Here is a 19,337-nt window from a genome sequence, read left to right on the forward strand (position 1 = left end):
TACATAACCCAGCTTCCCTCAAAATCTTGTTGGCCAGCCGATAATCCCCGCTATATTTAAGGATTTCTGCCATAAAGCCCACAAGATTTCGTATGCTGGTATATTTTTTCAAATACTTCTATAAACTTCTTCGCTTTTGCTCTCCCTTACAGACTTCCAAGCACCTTTCCTGCCGAATCGGCAACGTACCATTTTGTTCCTATATAGTTTCCTCTCCATCCATAATTTAAATCGTTATAATCTATAGCTTGAACATACACAAGATAATAGCTTCCAGCTTTACGTATGCCTGCACTGTAGGTATATCTGGCATTCTGTTTATAAGTAATTTTTATAAAATTCTTTCTCAGATTCTTTTTGTTTGTGCCAGATGCAAATCTTGAAACTGTAACTTTATTTTTTACAGCAGTATCCAAAAGATAGGTTCTAGATCCAAGAATATCATACCTCTGGTTCTCTGTTAATGGCACTTTATAAGAAGTCTTCTTTCCTGTTTTAGCATTATAGGAAATGTTTTTCGTAGATTCCATGCCATTCAGATAATAAATATGTGTACTGTCATAGAATAAGCTATCCTCAATCATATCCTTGCATATTACAGTCTTTTTCCCTTTACTGCTTATCTTTACTAAAGTTCCATACCAGAAGCCCCCGCTGCCTTGGTAAGTTCCATATTGATAGAATACATTTCCCTGTAAGGAAATTATATCTGAGATTTCTCCCTGGCATCCTATCAAACCATCATCCACTTTATCCGAGGTTACACTCTTTAGTTTCGTGTCACTAGCTTTCATAGACAATAATTCCACTTTTTTTGTACTTTCATCATATTTACGAAAATACAGCGTATTCTTAATATTTTTAATGTAACTGTACGCAGTGCTTCTGGCTAAAAGAGTAACCTTTCCGGTCTTAAACTCTTTATGGTAATACTTCTTATTGTTTAAACCGTCTTGCTTTTCGTATACAATATATTTACTATCTACATATTCCATTTTCCCATCACAGATTTTTTTCCTGTTTTTTCCTGTCACACTGACAGAATATGTCTTGGCCTTATCTCCCTTTTCATAACTAGAATAATATACCGTAGAGCTGCACACTTGAAAACTGGAAATTCCTGTTTTCCCACTTGCTAAGACCGTTGTTTTTCCCTTAGACGTTTTAAATCTGCATAATTTAGAACTGCCATCCGTATAGTCTTTCACGAAAATGATGCTATCCTTATACGCATCCATTTTCGAGTAAGTTCTAATGTCACCTGTTTTAGCTTGCACCGTTTCTGATGTTACATGAAACAGACTGACAACACAGACTATTGTTAAAATTACTGACAATAACTTTTTCATATTAGTCCTCCTATTATTAGTGATAAATTTATATTGCTCCTTCGGAATCATTTTACCAAACAAAAATTGTCAGTGCAAGTCAAAAAAGAGACTTGTTATAGTCAAGCCACTAAGTTAGGATAATTTAAAAAGCAGAATAACCGTATTTCAAATGTGGATTATCCTGCTTTTTCTTTTGGATTTATTTTTTGTCTAAGATATTCTCTGCAAATATATCTGCCAATTGTAAAGTTCATCTGTTTTGTTTTATCTTTCTTTTCCATCTGCTGCATGACATAAGCTGTTATTGTAAGATTGATGTCCATATATTATGAAATTATGCCATTAGCCTATTGTCCACATCTGATTAGTACCATTATTATTTTGCCATTGCAGTACATTGGCTCCTGGATTTAATCCACAGCCATTTACATCTAGAAGCAGGCCGCTTTCCTTGTTGCACAGCTGGTATTTTCCATCTTTCAAGGCAACAATCCTCCATTTCTGGTTGTTACCGCCATTATCTTCATACTGGATTACATTTCCTCCATTCTCCCTAGAACGGCCAGAAACATCTAGCACTTTGCCGCTGTTGCGGTTGCGAAGCTTATAATATCCAGAACCATCATAAATGATTTGCCAATACTGGCTATTAGCACCTGTTACCGTATTCTGGATTACGTTTCCCATATTGCCAGTGGAACCATTTTCAATATCAAGAGCCAGTCCACTATTAACATTACGAAAGACAGCATCCTGATTATAACCGTTTATTATACCAGCCTGGGCATCTATGGATAAGGTGTTTTTCCAATCCATGCTTAAGCTGTTTTCTGTTGGGAAAGAAAGCGGAAGCCATACATACATAGACTTGTTCACTCTTTCCCCCCATGCATCTGCCCAGCGGTCACCACAATATAAATAGGTTGTTCCCTGAGCACCCTGTACTGGCAATACAAATGCAGACTGTGAATAATAGGTATTGCTATCCGCAATGTTTTGAAGGCTGGACCATCCACTTAATAAATTAGTTGAAACTGCATACTGTGCCTGATTTGGATACCACCAGGTACTTGCACTTGTAAATAGGAAATAATAATTGCCACGTTTGAAGATACAAGGTGCCTCACGGTAACAGTGGCTAAATAATTTGGCTGCTACATGATCGATATGACGGAAATCTCTTGTCAGTTTATATAACATCAAGTCTCCATTATCATTGCCAGCAGACATAAAGTAGCCAGAGCCATCGTCATCAACAAATACCGTACAGTCTTTTGACATATAACCTGGTTTACCGTGATCATAAACTACACCCGTATTAGCCATAGGACGGAAACTTTCCTGATAAGTATAATTTCCATCTACTGTATCACAGTAGGCAACTGCACAGCGAGATTCATCGTAATCAGATGCATTTTCCCAGTGCATCCACATAACGAACTGGCCAGTAGCGGCACAGTACATAACTTTTGGCCGTTCTATGTTGCAGTGATTAAGTTCTGGTGCAGAGTATTTCGTCAAAACATCTCGTATGTAAGTCCAATTAACCAAATCCGTTGAACGGTAACAGGATACCCCTACAAACGCATTGGACTGGTCCCTGTTTTCGCCGAACCAGTAGTAATAACCATTGGCCTGTACAAATCCTCCACCATGAGCATTGATAGGATTGCCATCCGTATCTGCCCATTGAATCCCATTCAAAATGGTCTTTGGCTCTGCCTTTACCTTAGGAGCCGGAACAAAACAAGCTGTTAAAAGCAGCATGGCAAGACCTATTGCAAGCTTCTTGGATTGCTGCTTGCCAAAATGCAATAATGTGCTTTTCATTACTAGATTCCTCCTTTTATTTATACTCTCCTTTTAAGTATATCTTATTGTCCCACATAATCAAGAACGCAAACTATATTTATTCCTTTCAGATGTACATTTTTAGCGAACGTAAAAGCCTGCAGCGTGAATGTGGTGCATTAGATTTCTGGTTTTACGGAAGGAGGAACTAATGTGTTTTTCCATAAATGCAAAAAGAACTTTGTGGAAAACAGGAAAAATCCCCCAATAGGAACCCCTTATGAATGGGTCCTATTGGGGGAGGCTGAGAGTGTCAAAGACACTTTTTGGTTTTAATAATGAATCAGATTAAAACGTCCAATAAATGGAAGCTCCTTTGCTTTTCCATTTAGTGCATGAATAAATCCATACAGGAAATATCCTAATGTAACCAGACTAACCACTAAATCAACTGGCATTCTTACAAATGGCAAATTGAATATTGTGGATCGTGCAATTCCCAAAACAGCATCCAGAATAAACAGGATTAATCCCTGGTTTGCATGGAATCTTGCAAATCTGGAATCAGGTCTTATAAAAAACGGAAGAAGAAACAATAACGGAATATAAGCTGACGCTGCTATGGCGCTATTGGCTCTAATATCTTCTTTGGCAAATTCACTGGTACGATCAGCTGAATTACTCTGAATATCTTTTTTTAATTCATCAAACGGATCGCTATTATGAATGTCTGGCATGAAACTACCTCCTACTATCCTCTATAATAATTTATCAGACAGCCTTTAAGTATAATTTCTCTTTCGTCATCTGTCAGCTCCCCTAAACGCAAGTCGAACTCGACTAATTTATCTTTTACAACATATGCTTTGATTACTTCCTGTTTTTCAGCAACTGCTTTCTTAATATCTTTTACAAAAATGTAATCATTTAAATCAAATGGAAGTTCTCCATCAAATAAGAATGGAAGCATACCCCAGTTGATTAAGTTAGAACGGTATCTCTTGGTTGCATATTCTCTTGCAACATTAGCAAGACCACCTAACACTTTCTGACAGCTTGCAGCCTGTTCACGTGCAGAACCATCACCTGGTTTCACAGCATAAATCATGCTGCCGATCTCCGTAGTTTTTGGATCTACTGCAAATTCTTTCTGAATCACTTCAAACACATTTTCTAACTCTTTATTAACCGCATACATATCTTCCCCTGCTATACGTGCTTTTTCAGATAACTGGATCTGTTTTGCACGTCCAACATATTCCGGATCTTTTCTGGATAATGTAAATTCAGCCAGCCCTAAAGGATTAGAACGGAAAGAGGAGGTTTCACCAGAAGGAATTAACTCATCTGTTGTTGTTACCGGATCATGAATGACAGAAGCCACTTTTAATACTAAGTTATCTGTTAAGTTAGACATTGCCGGCCAGTCTGTAATGTTAGGACCGAATTTAATGTCTACACTTGGATCTGCTTTGCCTAAACCATTATATACACGGTTTTCATAAATAGAACTGTCAAAGAAGTATTTTGGTTTCTTGAATTCAACATCCATATCTGTTGCTGCTGTTAAGTAACCTTGGTTAGCAGCTGTTGCAGCAATGGAACGTGCATCCATAAGTGCAACGGAAGCAACCTGTCCATTGGTGATCTTAGAACCTTCTCTGTTAGGGAAGTTTCTTGTAGAGTGACGGATACTTAAGCCATTATTAGCTGGAACGTCACCTGCACCAAAGCAAGGACCACAGAATGCAGTACGAATGGTAGCACCTGTTGCCATAAGATCAGCAACTGCACCATTTTTCACCAATTCCATAAAGACTGGCTGGCTGGCTGGATATACGCTTAAGGAGAATTCATCATTACCAATGTATTTTCCACGTAAAATATCTGCTGCATCACAGATGTTTTCAAATCCGCCACCTGCACATCCTGCGATAACCCCTTGTTCTACATATAATTTACCATTACGTACTTTATCTTTTAATGTGTATTTTACTGCATTGTTGTCAAGGCTTACTAATGCTCTCTTTTCTACATCATCTAAAATGTCCATTAAATTGGCATTTAACTCTTCAATGGTATATACATTGCTTGGATGGAATGGCATAGCGATCATTGGCTTGACTGCAGAAAGGTCTACATAAATTAATCCATCATAATATGCAACAGACTTAGGAGCCATTTCTTTGAAGCCTTCTGGACGTTTATGTATATCATAAAATTCCTTTACTTTGCTGTCTGTTTTCCAAATAGAGGATAGACATGTTGTTTCTGTTGTCATAACATCAATTCCGATACGGGTATCCACGCTTAAGTTATCAATGCCATCGCCAATAAATTCCATTACTTTATTGTTTACATAACCATTAGCAAATACTGCACCGATAATTGCCAATGCAATATCCTGAGGACCTACACCGATTTGTGGTTTTCCTGTTAAATATACCCCTACAACACCTGGCATGTTAATGTCGTATGTTTTTTCTAATAACTGTTTTACAAGCTCTGGGCCGCCTTCCCCAATTGCCATGGTTCCTAATGCACCATAACGGGTGTGGCTGTCTGAACCTAAAATCATTTTTCCGCCTTCTGCAAGCATTTCCCTTGCAAACTGATGGATTACGGCTTGATGAGGTGGCACATACATTCCGCCATATTTCTTTGCACAGCTTAAACCAAACATATGGTCATCTTCGTTTATTGTTCCGCCAACAGCACACAAACTGTTATGACAGTTTGTAAGTACGTAAGGGATTGGGAATTTTTCAAGGCCTGAAGCTCTTGCAGTCTGGATAATACCTACGAATGTAATATCGTGGGATGTTAGTTTGTCAAATTTGATTTTTAATTTATCCATGGAACCTGAAGTATTATGGTTCTCTAAAATTTCATAAGCCATAGTTCCTTTTTTCGCTTCATTTTTATCGACAGCCTGTCCTAAACGCTGGTTAAGAACAGCCTGTACTTCATCATTTTCTTCAATTAATTCCGTGCCATTTAATAAATATGCACCTTTTTCGTATAATTTTATCATGTTTTTCCTCCTGTACTATATATTAACCAAAACATACTTCTTTTATTATAAAGAGTAACTAGACAGAATGCAACATGATTTATTTGATTGCAATTGTATTGACAGCATAGTTAGTTAGTGCTAACATTATATATATTCTAATATATTCCTAATTATTTTAAATAATGTCGTACATAAAGAAATATTTTGCATACAATTATATTTTCAATTTTAAGGAGGATTTCTATGTTTATTGAACTTAATAATCTTACCAAAAAGTATGGGAGCAAAGATACACTTGTGTATGCTCTTAACAATGTATCTCTGGAAATAGAACAAAGTGAAATTGTTATAATCCTTGGTCCATCAGGTTCTGGAAAGAGTACCCTGTTAAATGTTTTAGGTGGTATTGATTCTGCTGATACAGGTACATTTCGCATAAACAATAAAGTGATAAGTGATATGAATGAACGGCAGCTTACAGAATACCGTCGAGAGGACGTAGGATTCGTATTTCAGTCTTACAATTTAATTCCTGATCTGACAGTGGAGGAAAATATCCAAGTCGTATCTGATATTTCCCAAAATAATCTAGATACTCAAGAAGTCCTTGAAGCACTTGAGTTAAGCAATTTCCGGTTCCGTTTTCCCAAAGAACTTTCTGGCGGACAGCAGCAGCGTGTAGCCGTTGCAAGAGCCTTAATCAAAAATCCACAAATCCTGTTATGCGACGAAATGACTGGTGCCTTGGATTCCAAATCTTCTGAAAATGTCCTGCGCTTAATAGAAAATATCAATCAGAAGTTCCACACTACAATTATCATTGTCACCCATAACGAAGCAATGAAAGGAATCGCTGACAGAATTATTCTTGTAAAAGACGGAAAGATTCAAAGCAACACGAAAAATGACCATAAAATAAGTGCGAAGGAGTTGAAGTTATAATGGTAATTAACAAACGAATTTGCCGAAATATAAAAGAACATATTTCATTCTACATTTCGGCCTTTTTATTAACTGCTCTTTCTGTTATTTTATTAATCATTCTAACTACGGTTGGACACATGATTCAAAATGAAGTTTCTTCTGTTATGAAAGCAAACAACGTAGAAGATGCTGAATTCATAACTAAGATACCTATCAGTGAAGAGGAAATCAGCCAGCTGGAAAACCAGTTTAACCTCTCTTTGGAAGAAATCTCATATGCCGATTATGAAGGCAAAAATGCTACGATACGTGTTTTTGCTAATACGGAAAAGCTAAATACCTATGCTCTCCTTGAAGGAGAACATTTACAAAATGAAAGTGAACTATTAATTAATAAAGATTACTCTGTTCACCATAACATTCATGTCGGAGATATGCTTGAGCTTTTTGGAAAAGCCTTTAAAGTTGCTGGTATTGCTGTAAAATCCGATTATCTGTTTCCTCTTAAAGATACGGCAGATGTTGGATTAAACAAAGACAAATTTGGTGTTGCAATTGTCATGCCTTCTGCTTTAACCAGCCAGAATGCTCTAAAATCTTATTATGCTGTTAAATATACAAAGAAGGATAATACAGGTTTCCGAAAGCATATTGCAGAAAAATATGAACCAGTGAACTATGTTTTAGCAACTTCCAATCGCCGCATTCAATACCCTGCTACAATGGGAAACGAAATATTATCCAATACCTCTTCTATTATTCCTTTTATGTTCCTTATGGTCATGCTCATTGTAGCCATCGTATTAGGAAGAATGGTAAGAAAAGAACAGCGGCAGATCGGTGCTCTTTCTGCTCTTGGTTACCGCAGAAATGAATTAATTAAACATTATGCCTGCTATGCAGTATTCCCAGCATTACTTGGTTCCGCAGGAGGCGTTCTGGTATCTTTCTTAATTTTAAAACCAGCATGTCTTTACTTTGCCAATAACATGGAACAACTTAATTTTAAAATATCTGTTCCATTTGCCAGCATTATTATATCACTGCTGGTTCCTGCAGTCCTGTATGCATTAACAGCCTATCTTACTGTCCAGAAAATGATGAAGCAGAATACGGTATTGCTTTTATCTGGCACTGCTGGAACCAAAAACTCAATCCGAAAAATATTTGTTCACAGCAAAATGAAATTTGCCTATAAATTCCAGATACGTTCCTTATTAAAGAACAAAATGCGTTCCATCGTCGTTCTAATTGGCATCTGTTTTGGAAGCCTGTTAATTATGACTGGATTTGTGGCATTGGATTCAGCCAAATATATGATTCATTCTCGAATTGATGCTTCTGGAAAATATAATTATGAATATTATCTAAATGAATACCAGACAGACGAATCCATTCAAGGAGAAAAAATACTGGCTGCCCGTTTTGAAGTAACAGGATATAATGCTCTGCTTCTTATGACAGGTGTACGTAAAGATAGTGAATACCTTAACTGGAAAACCATTTCTGGTAAACCTATTGATCCGAGCAAGTATTACATTACTAATGTAGGTGCGGAGTATTATGGAATTAAAGCTGGTGACAAACTAACCTTCCATAACCCAATTTCTATGGAAGAACATACGATTGCCATAACCGATATCCTTGATGACAACACTCGCAGTATTCTTTATACAAGTGCAGTTAATGTTGCACAGTTACTGCAGGTACCCGATAATTATTTCAATATTATCCAGACAAACGATAAACTGGATATTCCACAAGAGAATATTATTATGTTTAGTTCCAAGGATTTAATCAAAGAGCAGCTTGAGAAATTAATCAGCACTGTTTACAGCCTTTTAGGTGCCGTCATTTTCTTTGGTATTCTCCTTAGTATGATTTCAACCTATTTAACAGTTAATATGGTAGTGGAAGAAAACCAGAATAATATTTCTATGTTGAAGGTACTTGGATATCGGCCAAAAGAGATTAACAGACTTGTATTGAATATAAACCACATACTATTTGTAATTGCTTTTGTAATAAGCATACCTCTTAGCAAAATAATGGCTGCCATGATTTTTAGAGGAAATATTGAATCTATGGGAAATTATATCCAGCCTGTTGTTACGTTCCCAAGTGTCTTATATTCTTTATTAATATTGTCCTTTAGCTACCTTGGTTCTTTATTCTTATTAAAACGGAAAGTATTCAAAGTAAATATGGTGGAAAGCCTAAAGAATTCTCGTGAATAGCAGCATTTTATTATTATAAGAAAGATGACTCCGAAACAATATCGAAGTCATCTTTTTTATCTCCATTGATATCTGTGATGTTTCCTTTTTCTAATTACCCATTGGCTGCACAATTTCTAACATTTACAGATGTGCTGTTTCGCCATTAAATATCTACAATCGTTTTGACATATTTACTATAATTCTCGCTAAGATAAATGATGTCTTCTTTATTTAGACCTTTAAAAGAAGTACTAATAAAATCAAATTCTTTCGGCCATAATGGATTATCATAAGTACTTGCGTCAATATGAATTCCATATTCATTGCCTTCGTCTGTTAAGGAAGACTTCAAAGGAAGCCACCAGCTTACCCCTACTAATGCACCATAATGTTCTTCCAGAAATTTTGCAAATTCAATCGTCTTAATGCAGTCTTCTCTTGATTCCCAAGGTAATCCGATGATAAAAGATAAAAATGTTTTTTTCGCACAGTCGATTTTTTTCAGATTTTCCATGCATTCAATTATCATATCCACCTTTAAGCCCTTTTTCATTTTAGCAAGTCCCCGGTCATATCCACTTTCTATTCCAATCTGAATAGAACTGATACGTTCTGGATTAATTACTTTTATAAAGTCATGTTTTCCTTGAAGCAGGTCCGAACATCTTGCTTCAAAATGCATCTTATAGGATTTATCATTTGACATAATACGACGGAGTATTTCTGTTGCCCGGTTAATATCTGCAGTAAAACAATTATCTGCTATATATACATTATCAAATATGGAAGCCTTCTTAGTTATGGTTCCTGCATATTCAATTCGCTTAACGGCAGTTTCTACATCCAGTCCTCTCCAATTATGAGCATCTAGAATAGAACAGAATTCACATTGGAAATAACATCCTCTTGATGTTTCTACTGGCACATTAAAGAACACGTCTTCCATAATCAAGTCATATGCTGGTGTCCCGTAATCAAAAAACTTTTTAAATGGCTTGAATCCATTCTGGCATACCGTATTATTCTTTTTATATGAAATATTCTTAATACCTTCAAATGTCCTTTTTCCCTCTATTGCATCAACAAGTTCTACAATTGCCTCTTCCCCATCTCCTAAAATTACCGCATCTGCCTTCGTTGTTTTTAAAACATATTCATCATAAAATGTCGGATGTACACCACCACAGATAACATAAGGTGGATTGGGACGTTTTTTTACAATCTCAAGTAACTCTTTTGCTAAGCCCCATGTAAAAGAATTGCTTGAGATACCAACTACATCTATGTTTTCCAGCATATCATCAATGACATCTGTATCCCATGATGTTTCATAGAAATTCAATAAAAACTGGTGGTCATAAGTTTCTACATTATGTCCATGTTCCCGTAATACACCTGCTAATATGTATATCCCTAGAGGGGGAACTAGTTTCATAGTCTCCCTATCCACTAATGGATGTATTGGTACTGAAAATAATAGTATATTCATTTATTTTTTCCTCCTCAGTCAGACGAAATCCGGAATGCAATTCCTTTTATCTGTTTTAGGATTTCTGTGTCTGGCAAATTGCCAGAATTGCGGATAATCTCCCTAATCAGTGCTTCTAACACTTTTTCCCCTTCTCCTCTCATAACCACATCTATATTTTCATTTTCCTCAAGTATTTCTTCATAGCTGCTTGTAGCATATGGACCTCCAGAAAGAATAGGAACCTGATATCCCCAGTTTCTAATTTTCCGAGTTACCTTATGAAAGAAATCTTTGTAATAGGTCATAGTTCTTAATCCAATTACATCAGGTCTAAATGCATCAATCTCTTTTTTCAGTTCTTCATAACTATCAAAATCTATTCTGGATTTTAGGATTTTTCCTTCTACATCTTCACCAAACACTCTATACAGATGTGTTAGCAGGTAAATATGGCCTAAAGGTGCCTCCACTAAGTCATAAAGTTTACTATTATTATCGTCTCTGAAAAACTGTGATACGTCTAGAAACAAGATTCTAAGTGCATCTTTTTTTGCATGATGGACTCCAAAATACTCTGTCATTTTTTTCTTCGGTTCCTCTACCTTCCCCCATGTTTCATCAATAAAACTACTCTCATCTAAGTCATCTCTTGTCATTTCTGCAATATCTAAAAGCTGTTCAAAACTCGTAACTTCAAAAGGAAAATAACTATTGTATTTTTGCACCATTTCATCTTCCCTCATAATTCTTCTTTCCAAAGGTATTACATATTGAAGTCTTTCTTTATTCAGGATATATTCATAAAGTACACGACTCTGGTAATTTCGCGTAAATCCCTTTGAAAATGGAATCGTAGGTGGAATTTCGTGAAATGCCATACACGTGGATTTTTTGATATCTTCTAGTGAAACTCCATTTTGAATTGCAATATCTGCAAGTTCTGTTCCTGGATATAATCTTAGTATGTTGATATACGGGAAATGCAGCCATTTAATTTCCTTTATAAAATTGTATGTAGCCAATGCCTCTTCCTCTGTCTCTGTTGGAATACCATGAATGGTAAATAATTCCAGAATTACATGAGGATATGTTTCTGCTATATATTTTGCATTATGATGCAGTTTTTCGATATTCAGATTCTTATGTATCAGTTTCTGAAGCCTTGGTGTGGCAGTTTCTAAAGCCAGAGGCATCTCCACAACACCTGCTGCTACCATTAAATCGATATAATCTTCTGTGAGAATATCTCCACGTACTCCATTTGGGAAAAAGATGTGTATTTTAATATTGTTATCTAGAAGCATTTGGAAAAACTTCATACTGTTTTCACGATCTAGATTAAAAATATCATCTATAAAAGCAAATCTTCTATACCCCATATCGTAATAGACCATAACTTCATTGAAAATATGTTCAGCACTTCTCCTTACATGTGTCTTTGGCCAGATTTTATGACAATATGCACAATGATAGGGACATCCCCTTGTAGCTTGCATAACAATAGTATCTGTAACCATAGAAATACCAATCTCTTTGCTAAACTTTCCATAATCAACCAAGGAACGATTTGGTATATTGACAGATTCTAAATCTTTTATCTGCTCCTGAAGCGGTGTTTCATATATTTCAAATGTTTTTGTTTCAAAGGAAAACAATCCATCTAAACTATCCATAATTTCTCCTTTCCTAAGCTGTACTTTACCAGTTCTTTGAACGGTTTTTCTTGAGTTCCTTTAATTTCTGTTTCGCAAGCTCCTTTGGATCCAAAGCTTCCCTGCTCATTTTCTTTTCTATATATTCCGAAAAGGTGTCTATGGTAGTATAAGTCATGAGCTCTACATAAGTTATCTTGCATTTTAACTCTATTTCAATCATTCGGCTAAGTTTATAAAGCAAAAGAGAATAACCACCTGCATCAAAAAAGTTAGTATTGTAGTCAACTTCATCAACAGATAATATTTTCTTCCATATGTTTGCAATACGTTCTCTGACAGATAATTTCTCTGTACTTGTCTCCTTCATCGCCTTCTTTTCATCCAGACTCTTACCTAACGCTTTATAATCAATCTTTCCATGTGGAGTTAAAGGAAACGCCTGATGGGTGATTATTTTCTTTGGAATCATGAAGGCTGGAAGCCAGTCTGACATCTTATCTTCTATCTTTTGTATTGGTTCTGCACCTGCGTCCATAACAACATGGGCAACTAAAGTTTTATGATTATTCTGTTCCTCTAGCAGAACGCAACATTGTTCCATGACTTCATATTGGCTAAGCAGTGCCTGTTCAATTTCCCCTAACTCAATTCTATGTCCATCAATCTTGACCTGCCTGTCCTTTCTTCCTATAAATATCAATTCTCCATCTGCATTCCAATAAACCAAATCGCCTGTATGGTATAGAGTACGTTCCTTATGGAGCAAATCCTTTTTAAATACTTCTCTGGATGTTTTTGCCTGCCCTATATAAGAATCCACAGTGCCAATACCACTAATGCAAAGTTCACCTACAGAATGAATCGGACAGATTTTTCCATCTTCACTTAGAACATAAACCTGTTTGTTGTAGCATGGTCTTCCAATGTTTATCGGCTCGCCACTCATAAGTTTTTCTTTGTCTAAAAATCCATAGGTAGATACACTGGTACACTCTGTTGGACCATATACATTCATGATTTTTGTCTGGAACAAATCCGATTGAAACCAGTCTTCTATTCTCTTTCTTTCTATGGCTTCTCCTCCTAAAACAATTAGTTCCAGCTGTTTTAATGCTGTGAACCCATTTTCCTTGTCTACGTCCAGAAGTTCATAAAAAAGACTTGGCACACAGTTCATTATGGTAATTTTACAGGTACGAATCAGCTCTAAAATTCCCTCAAAATCAAAGAGATATTCTGGTCCTAATACTAATTCGCTGCCACAAAGCATGGACGAGAAAATATTTTTCACGGAAGCATCAAAACCAAACACATTCAGCATTAGTACTTTTGAGTCACTTGTCATATTGGTTACATTGGCATACCAGTTACATAAGTTCATAAGCTGTTCATTTTGCACTGCAACTCCTTTTGGCTTGCCTGTGGACCCAGAAGTATAAATCACGTAGCGGTTCTGTTCAGCTGCCTCTTCATAATTTCCTTCTTTTGCCATTACATGCTGGCCTAATTCCTGTAAAGAAATCTGAAACGTAGGTATACTTGTTATAACAGAAATATCACTTGCTGAAATTGCAAAAATAGAACCACTATCCTTTACCATATATTCCATACGTTCTACACCATAATCCGTCTCGATTGGCACATAAGCTGCACCAGCCATGATAATTCCTAAAATTCCAACGATAGTTTCTACTTTCCTGCTGGTAAAAAGAGCAATGTGGTCTCCCTTTTTCGCCCCTTTGCTTTCCAGAATATCTGCAAGCTTAGAAGAATATTCCCATAGTTCTTGATAACTTAAAGCATTCCCTGCTGCAAAAACAGCCGTTTTTTCTGGATACTGTTCCACAACTCCATGAATCTTTTCTAACATGTTTGATGAAGTTTCTTTTTCTTCTCCTTTTCCAAAACATAAGATTTTCTTTTTGTTCTCTTCTCCTAAAAAGCATACATCATCCATGCTTATACCGGGATCTGATACACCTTGGGCTATGATTACGTTAAAAGTATCTATAAAACTATCCAAAACATCTTTCCAGTAAGTGCTACCTTCTTCCCCACTAAACTGAAGCATATAGTTCCCATCTACTTCTTCAATACCAATATTTAAATAATCTTTCTGCCCCTGAAATGCAGTATGTATTCCTTTATGGTATAATACTATTTTCTGACATGGTGTTACTTCTTCTATGCCAGGATTTTCTTCATTTTTTTCCTTCACCATCTGTTCCCTGACTGCTAATAAAAGCTTTTTAAAGGAAAGATTCTTTTCTAAATAAAATTGAATTCTCGAAATTCCACCTTCCTTTGGAATTAAAAACTGTACTTCTTTTTTCCCTTCATAACAGGATATGGTCTGTCCTAATGCGGCAGCAAAAGTAACTAACACCAAAGCATCATTGTGATTGGTCAGTGCTGCGATTTTTTTTGATAAACTGTTTTCTACTTGTTCTTTTCTCATTTTTTCCACTCTCATTTCGTTATTATATGTATACAACTACATCTTCTTTCCTAGTTGTAAAGGTATCTTCCTCTGACGGATAACCAATAGCAATCATAGCCCACACCCAATGCTTTTTGGGAATTTTATAAAAGGCAAGCATATCTCTTATCGCTTTCTCATCGCACATGTCCATCAGTACATTAAGCCATACGCCTCCTAATCCCAACGAAGCAGCACCCAATAGAATATTTTCTACTGCACAGGCAACATCTTGTATTCCATCTTGGTTTCTTACATCGTCCGATACCAGAATCAGGACTTTAGGATTATAAAATCCATTCACTGTTTTATTCTTCTGTTTTCCAGTCTCTTCAATCACTTGTTTTAAATGCTGGATTTCTTCAGATGACTGAATTACCGTAAATCTTCTAGTATGAAGATTCTTACCAGATGGAGCACTTTTTCCACATTCTATTAATAATTTGACTGTATCCATCGTGATTTCCTTATCTGAAAATTTTCTAATGCTTCTTCTATTTAAAATATTGGCGATAACGGGGGACTGGTTACTTTTCTGATTCTGCCTATTCCAGTTTTCTTTTAATATGCTTCTCTCAATTTTTCCCATTTTATTCCTTGGAAGCAGTTCCATTTCAATGATTTGCTGTGGAATTTTATACGGATCCAGCTGTTCTCTAAGTTTTTTTTCTATTTCTTCTTTCCACTCTTTTGGAACAGCTTTTGTCTCAGACCGTTCATTGCACACAAATACAGCTGGTACTTCTCCCAGTTTCCTTAAAGGATCTTCTACACCTACACAGGCACACTCTCTGACAAAAGGTAACTTTAGAACAGCTTCTTCAATTTCAATTGGAGAAACTTTTTCGCCTCCTACATTAATCATATCATCTCCACGGCCAATCATATAGAAGAAGCCGTCCTGATCTCGCCAGACCAGATCATTGGTTACAAGATATCCACCTTTTATGGTTTCCTTGGTAAGTTCCTTATTTCCCCAATAACCTGCCATTTGCATTTCCCCTTGTATTGCAAGTTTTCCTGATACCTCTATTCCATAACCTTCTAGCTCCTTCATTCCATCCTTATCCATAATTTTCGCTTTAACGGTATCTAAAGGTTTTCCCATTGATTTCAATTTATCTTTCTGTTTTGAAAAGTTCAGGAAGAAACATCCTCCTGTTTCTGTCGAACCCCATGTATTATGCAGTTCTGTATCTGGAAGAAGATTTGAGAAATATTCTCTGTCCTGAAAGCTTACTGCACCTGCACTAAATTCAATATATCTTAGCTTTCCTAATGTTTTTGCCAGGTCAGCTTCTCCTATCTGTTCTAACATCATCTTCATAGACGCTGTAACACAAGCATATCCCGTACAAGAATGCTCCATAATATTACGAACTGTTTCTTTACCATAAGATGAGCCATTTTGCAATACAATGGTAGCACCTATTACCAGACTCGCTCTCATCACTCTTAGGCCAAAAGAATGGCTAAGGGGTAATGAAAGAAGTATTACATCCTCCTCTTTCATGCCAATTCCGTTAATGGTATTCCATGTATTACTTGCCATTCCTTTTTCAGAAAACATAACTCCCTTTGGTGTTCCTGTTGATCCAGAAGTAAAAAGGATTTCACTTATGTTGTCCGTACTATGCATCTGTTCCCAGATAGCTGTTTCCTGTTTGTTTTGTGAACTTTCTTCCATCATTTTCTGGTAATCAATCACCTCTACTTTCTGGTAATTCCTTTTGCTGGAAGTGAAAAAAAACTTTGCTCCAGTAGTATCAGCAAGATACTGTATACTATCTCCCTTTACCGTCCGGTCCACTGGAACAGTTATTCCTCCAATGTTCTGTACTGCCAGAAAGCAAATGATATATTCTGGTTTTGCTAAAGCACTTAACAGCACTTTATCCTTTTCTTTCATCCCTAACTGTAAAAGATATGCGGATACCTCTCTTACTTTTTCTACTAACTGGCTATAGCTTAACTGTTCATCTTTATGTATAAGTGCTGTTTTTTTGGGTTGGCTCAATGCATGGTCACATATATACTGATTCAGGCTTTTCATGCTTTTCCCCCTTTTACTGCTGTATATCCATAGTTTCTATTATCTTTTTTGATAATTTCTCAATTGTTTCATTTTCATACACTTCATATGCATCAAACTCAATCTGGAACTGGTTATTTATTAAAATCGACATTTTTTGTATCAGAAGAGAGTTTCCGCCTAAATCGAAAAAATCTTCATCTATGTCAATCTCTCCACCAAAACCAAATAGTTCCTTCCAGATATCTTGTAAAGTTTTCATTATGCTTTCTAGCATCTGATTACTTGTTGGTTCTTCTGTTTTTACTGCCTCTAATCTTTCCTTAGAGGTTAATTCTTGAGATTCTCTTGGCTTTATCTGTGCCCAATGTTCTGTCTTTTGGAAACAGTATCCTGGCAAGGTCACTTTCTGATAGACCTGGCCTGCATATAACTTGCCCCAATTTAGCTGATAGCCATTGTTATAGTATACCGTGAGAAATTTGTAAAAACTCTGAATTGCATTCAGTTCAAATATTTTAATGTGGCTGCCAAAGTGTGCTGTCGTAAGCTGTTTAGAACTGCCAAAATCCAAAATAAAATAATTGTCTTTTTCATCCAAGTTCTGTATCAGTTGCAGAACTTTTGTATAATCTCCATCCATTGGCTTTTGTATTTCTTTTTTTAACTGGTTTAAATCTGCTTTCCCTTTTGCGTATTGAATCATTGTGCTACATTGACTATCTGCTAATACAAGATCTGGTTTAATTCCTATTTCCGTACAAAACTGGTACATGGCTAATTTGTAGTCAATATCTGTTTCCGCACTTATACCCCTATCTAATAATCCAATGCCTGGAAGTCCCTTTTTCAAGACATCTTCTTTAACCTGCTGTTTTTCCTCTAATTTCATTACAAATACAATCTTGTATTTCTTTGCTTTTTTGTAAGCAGACATCATTTCCAGTTTATCCAGTAAATCTTCATAGTCACGAACTACAAAGGCCATTCGCTTTTCGTAGTCATCTCTTCCTGTATTTAAAGTATAAATCAAACTATTTAAATCCACATGCTCCTGCTCTATATAATCTCTTAATCGTTCCACATACCCATGAAATGACGCTTCGCTTCTAGCAGAAATTTTCAAAATAGGGAAAGCAAGCTCTTCTTCCTCTCTTTTCTCTTTTTCAATGTACTTTTCCAGTACCACATGTGCATTAGTTCCTCCAAGGCCAAAGGAGTCAATTCCAACGGCCCTGACACTGTCTGGCTGCCAGTATACTGCATCTGTTACTGGCTCTAACATGCTTTTTTCAAATGCAATCAGCGGATTGGCTTTCTGGTAATGGACAATTGGATATGTAATATTATTCTTTAATTCCAGCACTGCTTTTATAATACTTGATATTCCTGCACTATAACCTAGATGTCCAATATTGGATTTGACAGAACTTAACCTGACTTTATGTTCTATTCCCATGACCTCTAGATTGGCAATAATGCTATTGGCCTCAATGGAATCACCGATCGATGTACCTATTCCATGTGCTTCAATATCTGTCAGGTTTTCTAAATTCATATTTTTCCAGGCAGAAAGCATCACTTCTTTTTGTCCGTCCACACTAGGCATGGTAACCGATGTGCTTCGTTTTCCATCTCCATTAATGGCACCATGATGAATGGTAGCAAGAATTTCATCCTTATCTTCCATTGCCTTAGCTTGTCTTTTTAAAAGAATACAGCCTCCACCTTCTCCAATAGCGACTCCATCTGCATCTGCATCAAAAGATTTGCTTCGAAAACTATTGGAACATAGCCCTAACACATCATAGTCCCCATTTTGTATTTCTGGTATATTTAAGCTAATGGAAATCCCACCAACCAAAGCATAATCAATTTCACTGGTCATGAGTTTGACACAAGCTTCATGAAGTGCCACAAGAGAAGAGGAACATCCTGTGTCGTACATAACGTTTGGTCCTCTTAAATCAAACTGATATGCTACTCGGCCTGACAGAATAGATCTTAGGCTTCCCAGACGCGTAGGACCTGTCTGCCTGGAGAGAAGTCCTTCATATTCATTTTCTGAAGAGGAAAGGAATACTCCACAATTGGTTCCTTCAAACTCTTTCAGCGAATAGCCTGCATTTAAAATGGCTTCTGCTGCAAGTTCTAATATGATTTTCTGTTCTGGACTCATATAATCTGCCTCTTTTCCAGATATGCCAAAAAATTCTTCATCAAAATATTCAATATGCTCTAAATACCCACATTCCATGTATTGTTTTCCATCAAATCCTAGCAGTTTTTTTCTTTTTTCTGGTATGGTTCCTACACAATCTCGCTTTTTTTCTAAATTGAAGCGGAACTGCTCTATATTTTCAGCTTTTGGAAAACAGCCACTCATACCTATAATTGCAATATCTCCATATTCCATAGT

The 19,337-nt window shown here is 36.4% G+C and carries 12 protein-coding genes; 2 read left to right on the forward strand and 10 right to left on the reverse strand.

Annotation, left to right across the window (positions count from 1 at the left end):
• Positions 1 to 146: 146 nt before the first annotated feature.
• The 5 genes from BMY85_RS04800 to BMY85_RS04815 all read right to left on the reverse strand — a co-directional run bounded on the left by BMY85_RS04800 (position 147) and on the right by BMY85_RS04815 (position 6,156).
• Complete coding sequence (locus BMY85_RS04800) at positions 147 to 1,349, reverse strand: DUF5050 domain-containing protein (protein ID WP_177180640.1); 1,203 nt, start codon at positions 1,347 to 1,349, stop codon at positions 147 to 149.
• Positions 1,350 to 1,507: 158 nt separating this feature from the next.
• Entirely contained in the window at positions 1,508 to 1,654 is a 147-nt protein-coding gene (locus tag BMY85_RS15525; RefSeq protein WP_177180641.1) for a hypothetical protein, read from the reverse strand.
• Between the two features lie 19 nt (positions 1,655 to 1,673).
• Complete coding sequence (locus BMY85_RS04805) at positions 1,674 to 3,161, reverse strand: RICIN domain-containing protein (RefSeq protein WP_092477025.1); 1,488 nt, start codon at positions 3,159 to 3,161, stop codon at positions 1,674 to 1,676.
• A 293-nt stretch (positions 3,162 to 3,454) separates the two neighbouring features.
• Positions 3,455 to 3,859 (reverse strand): hypothetical protein, encoded by a 405-nt coding sequence (locus BMY85_RS04810; RefSeq protein WP_092477027.1) that lies wholly within the window; start codon positions 3,857 to 3,859, stop codon positions 3,455 to 3,457.
• 14 nt (positions 3,860 to 3,873) lie between these two features.
• On the reverse strand, positions 3,874 to 6,156 hold the full coding sequence (locus BMY85_RS04815; RefSeq protein WP_092477029.1) for a hydratase: 2,283 nt from the start codon (positions 6,154 to 6,156) through the stop codon (positions 3,874 to 3,876).
• Positions 6,157 to 6,381: 225 nt separating this feature from the next.
• Between BMY85_RS04815 and BMY85_RS04820 the strand changes: the two genes are divergently transcribed.
• Positions 6,382 to 7,080, forward strand: coding sequence for an ABC transporter ATP-binding protein (locus BMY85_RS04820; RefSeq protein WP_092477031.1), 699 nt, complete (start codon positions 6,382 to 6,384; stop codon positions 7,078 to 7,080).
• Entirely contained in the window at positions 7,080 to 9,299 is a 2,220-nt protein-coding gene (locus tag BMY85_RS04825) for an ABC transporter permease (RefSeq protein ID WP_092477033.1), read from the forward strand. Before BMY85_RS04820 ends, BMY85_RS04825 begins: the two co-directional genes overlap by 1 nt.
• A 145-nt stretch (positions 9,300 to 9,444) precedes the next feature.
• Here the strand turns inward: BMY85_RS04825 and BMY85_RS04830 are convergent, their stop codons facing one another.
• Genes BMY85_RS04830 through BMY85_RS04850 form a run of 5 tightly spaced genes read right to left on the reverse strand, consistent with a single transcriptional unit; the run spans position 9,445 to position 19,334 of the window.
• On the reverse strand, positions 9,445 to 10,770 hold the full coding sequence (locus BMY85_RS04830) for a B12-binding domain-containing radical SAM protein (RefSeq protein WP_092477035.1): 1,326 nt from the start codon (positions 10,768 to 10,770) through the stop codon (positions 9,445 to 9,447).
• A gap of 14 nt (positions 10,771 to 10,784) precedes the next feature.
• Positions 10,785 to 12,425: a B12-binding domain-containing radical SAM protein gene (locus tag BMY85_RS04835; protein WP_092477038.1), complete on the reverse strand. Its 1,641-nt coding sequence runs from the start codon at positions 12,423 to 12,425 to the stop codon at positions 10,785 to 10,787.
• A gap of 25 nt (positions 12,426 to 12,450) precedes the next feature.
• Positions 12,451 to 14,865, reverse strand: a complete 2,415-nt coding sequence (locus BMY85_RS04840) for a non-ribosomal peptide synthetase (protein WP_177180642.1) — start codon at positions 14,863 to 14,865, stop codon at positions 12,451 to 12,453.
• Between the two features lie 22 nt (positions 14,866 to 14,887).
• Positions 14,888 to 16,939: an AMP-binding protein gene (locus BMY85_RS04845; protein WP_092477042.1), complete on the reverse strand. Its 2,052-nt coding sequence runs from the start codon at positions 16,937 to 16,939 to the stop codon at positions 14,888 to 14,890.
• A gap of 13 nt (positions 16,940 to 16,952) precedes the next feature.
• Entirely contained in the window at positions 16,953 to 19,334 is a 2,382-nt protein-coding gene (locus BMY85_RS04850) for a type I polyketide synthase (protein WP_092477044.1), read from the reverse strand.
• Between the last annotated feature and the right edge of the window lie 3 nt (positions 19,335 to 19,337).

Source organism: [Clostridium] polysaccharolyticum, from assembly GCF_900111595.1.
In the GTDB taxonomy this organism is placed as follows: Bacteria; Bacillota; Clostridia; order Lachnospirales; family Lachnospiraceae; genus Clostridium_AI; species Clostridium_AI polysaccharolyticum.

Bases quoted from the DNA above. Each gene is read 5' to 3' on its own strand.
- BMY85_RS04800 (WP_177180640.1), bottom strand. From the start codon at position 1,349: ATGAAAAAGTTATTGTCAGTAATTTTAACAATAGTCTGTGTTGTCAGT.
- BMY85_RS15525 (WP_177180641.1), bottom strand. From the start codon at position 1,654: ATGGACATCAATCTTACAATAACAGCTTATGTCATGCAGCAGATGGAA.
- BMY85_RS04805 (WP_092477025.1), bottom strand. From the start codon at position 3,161: ATGAAAAGCACATTATTGCATTTTGGCAAGCAGCAATCCAAGAAGCTT.
- BMY85_RS04810 (WP_092477027.1), bottom strand. From the start codon at position 3,859: ATGCCAGACATTCATAATAGCGATCCGTTTGATGAATTAAAAAAAGAT.
- BMY85_RS04815 (WP_092477029.1), bottom strand. From the start codon at position 6,156: ATGATAAAATTATACGAAAAAGGTGCATATTTATTAAATGGCACGGAA.
- BMY85_RS04820 (WP_092477031.1), top strand. From the start codon at position 6,382: ATGTTTATTGAACTTAATAATCTTACCAAAAAGTATGGGAGCAAAGAT.
- BMY85_RS04825 (WP_092477033.1), top strand. From the start codon at position 7,080: ATGGTAATTAACAAACGAATTTGCCGAAATATAAAAGAACATATTTCA.
- BMY85_RS04830 (WP_092477035.1), bottom strand. From the start codon at position 10,770: ATGAATATACTATTATTTTCAGTACCAATACATCCATTAGTGGATAGG.
- BMY85_RS04835 (WP_092477038.1), bottom strand. From the start codon at position 12,425: ATGGATAGTTTAGATGGATTGTTTTCCTTTGAAACAAAAACATTTGAA.
- BMY85_RS04840 (WP_177180642.1), bottom strand. From the start codon at position 14,865: ATGAGAAAAGAACAAGTAGAAAACAGTTTATCAAAAAAAATCGCAGCA.
- BMY85_RS04845 (WP_092477042.1), bottom strand. From the start codon at position 16,939: ATGAAAAGCCTGAATCAGTATATATGTGACCATGCATTGAGCCAACCC.
- BMY85_RS04850 (WP_092477044.1), bottom strand. From the start codon at position 19,334: ATGGAATATGGAGATATTGCAATTATAGGTATGAGTGGCTGTTTTCCA.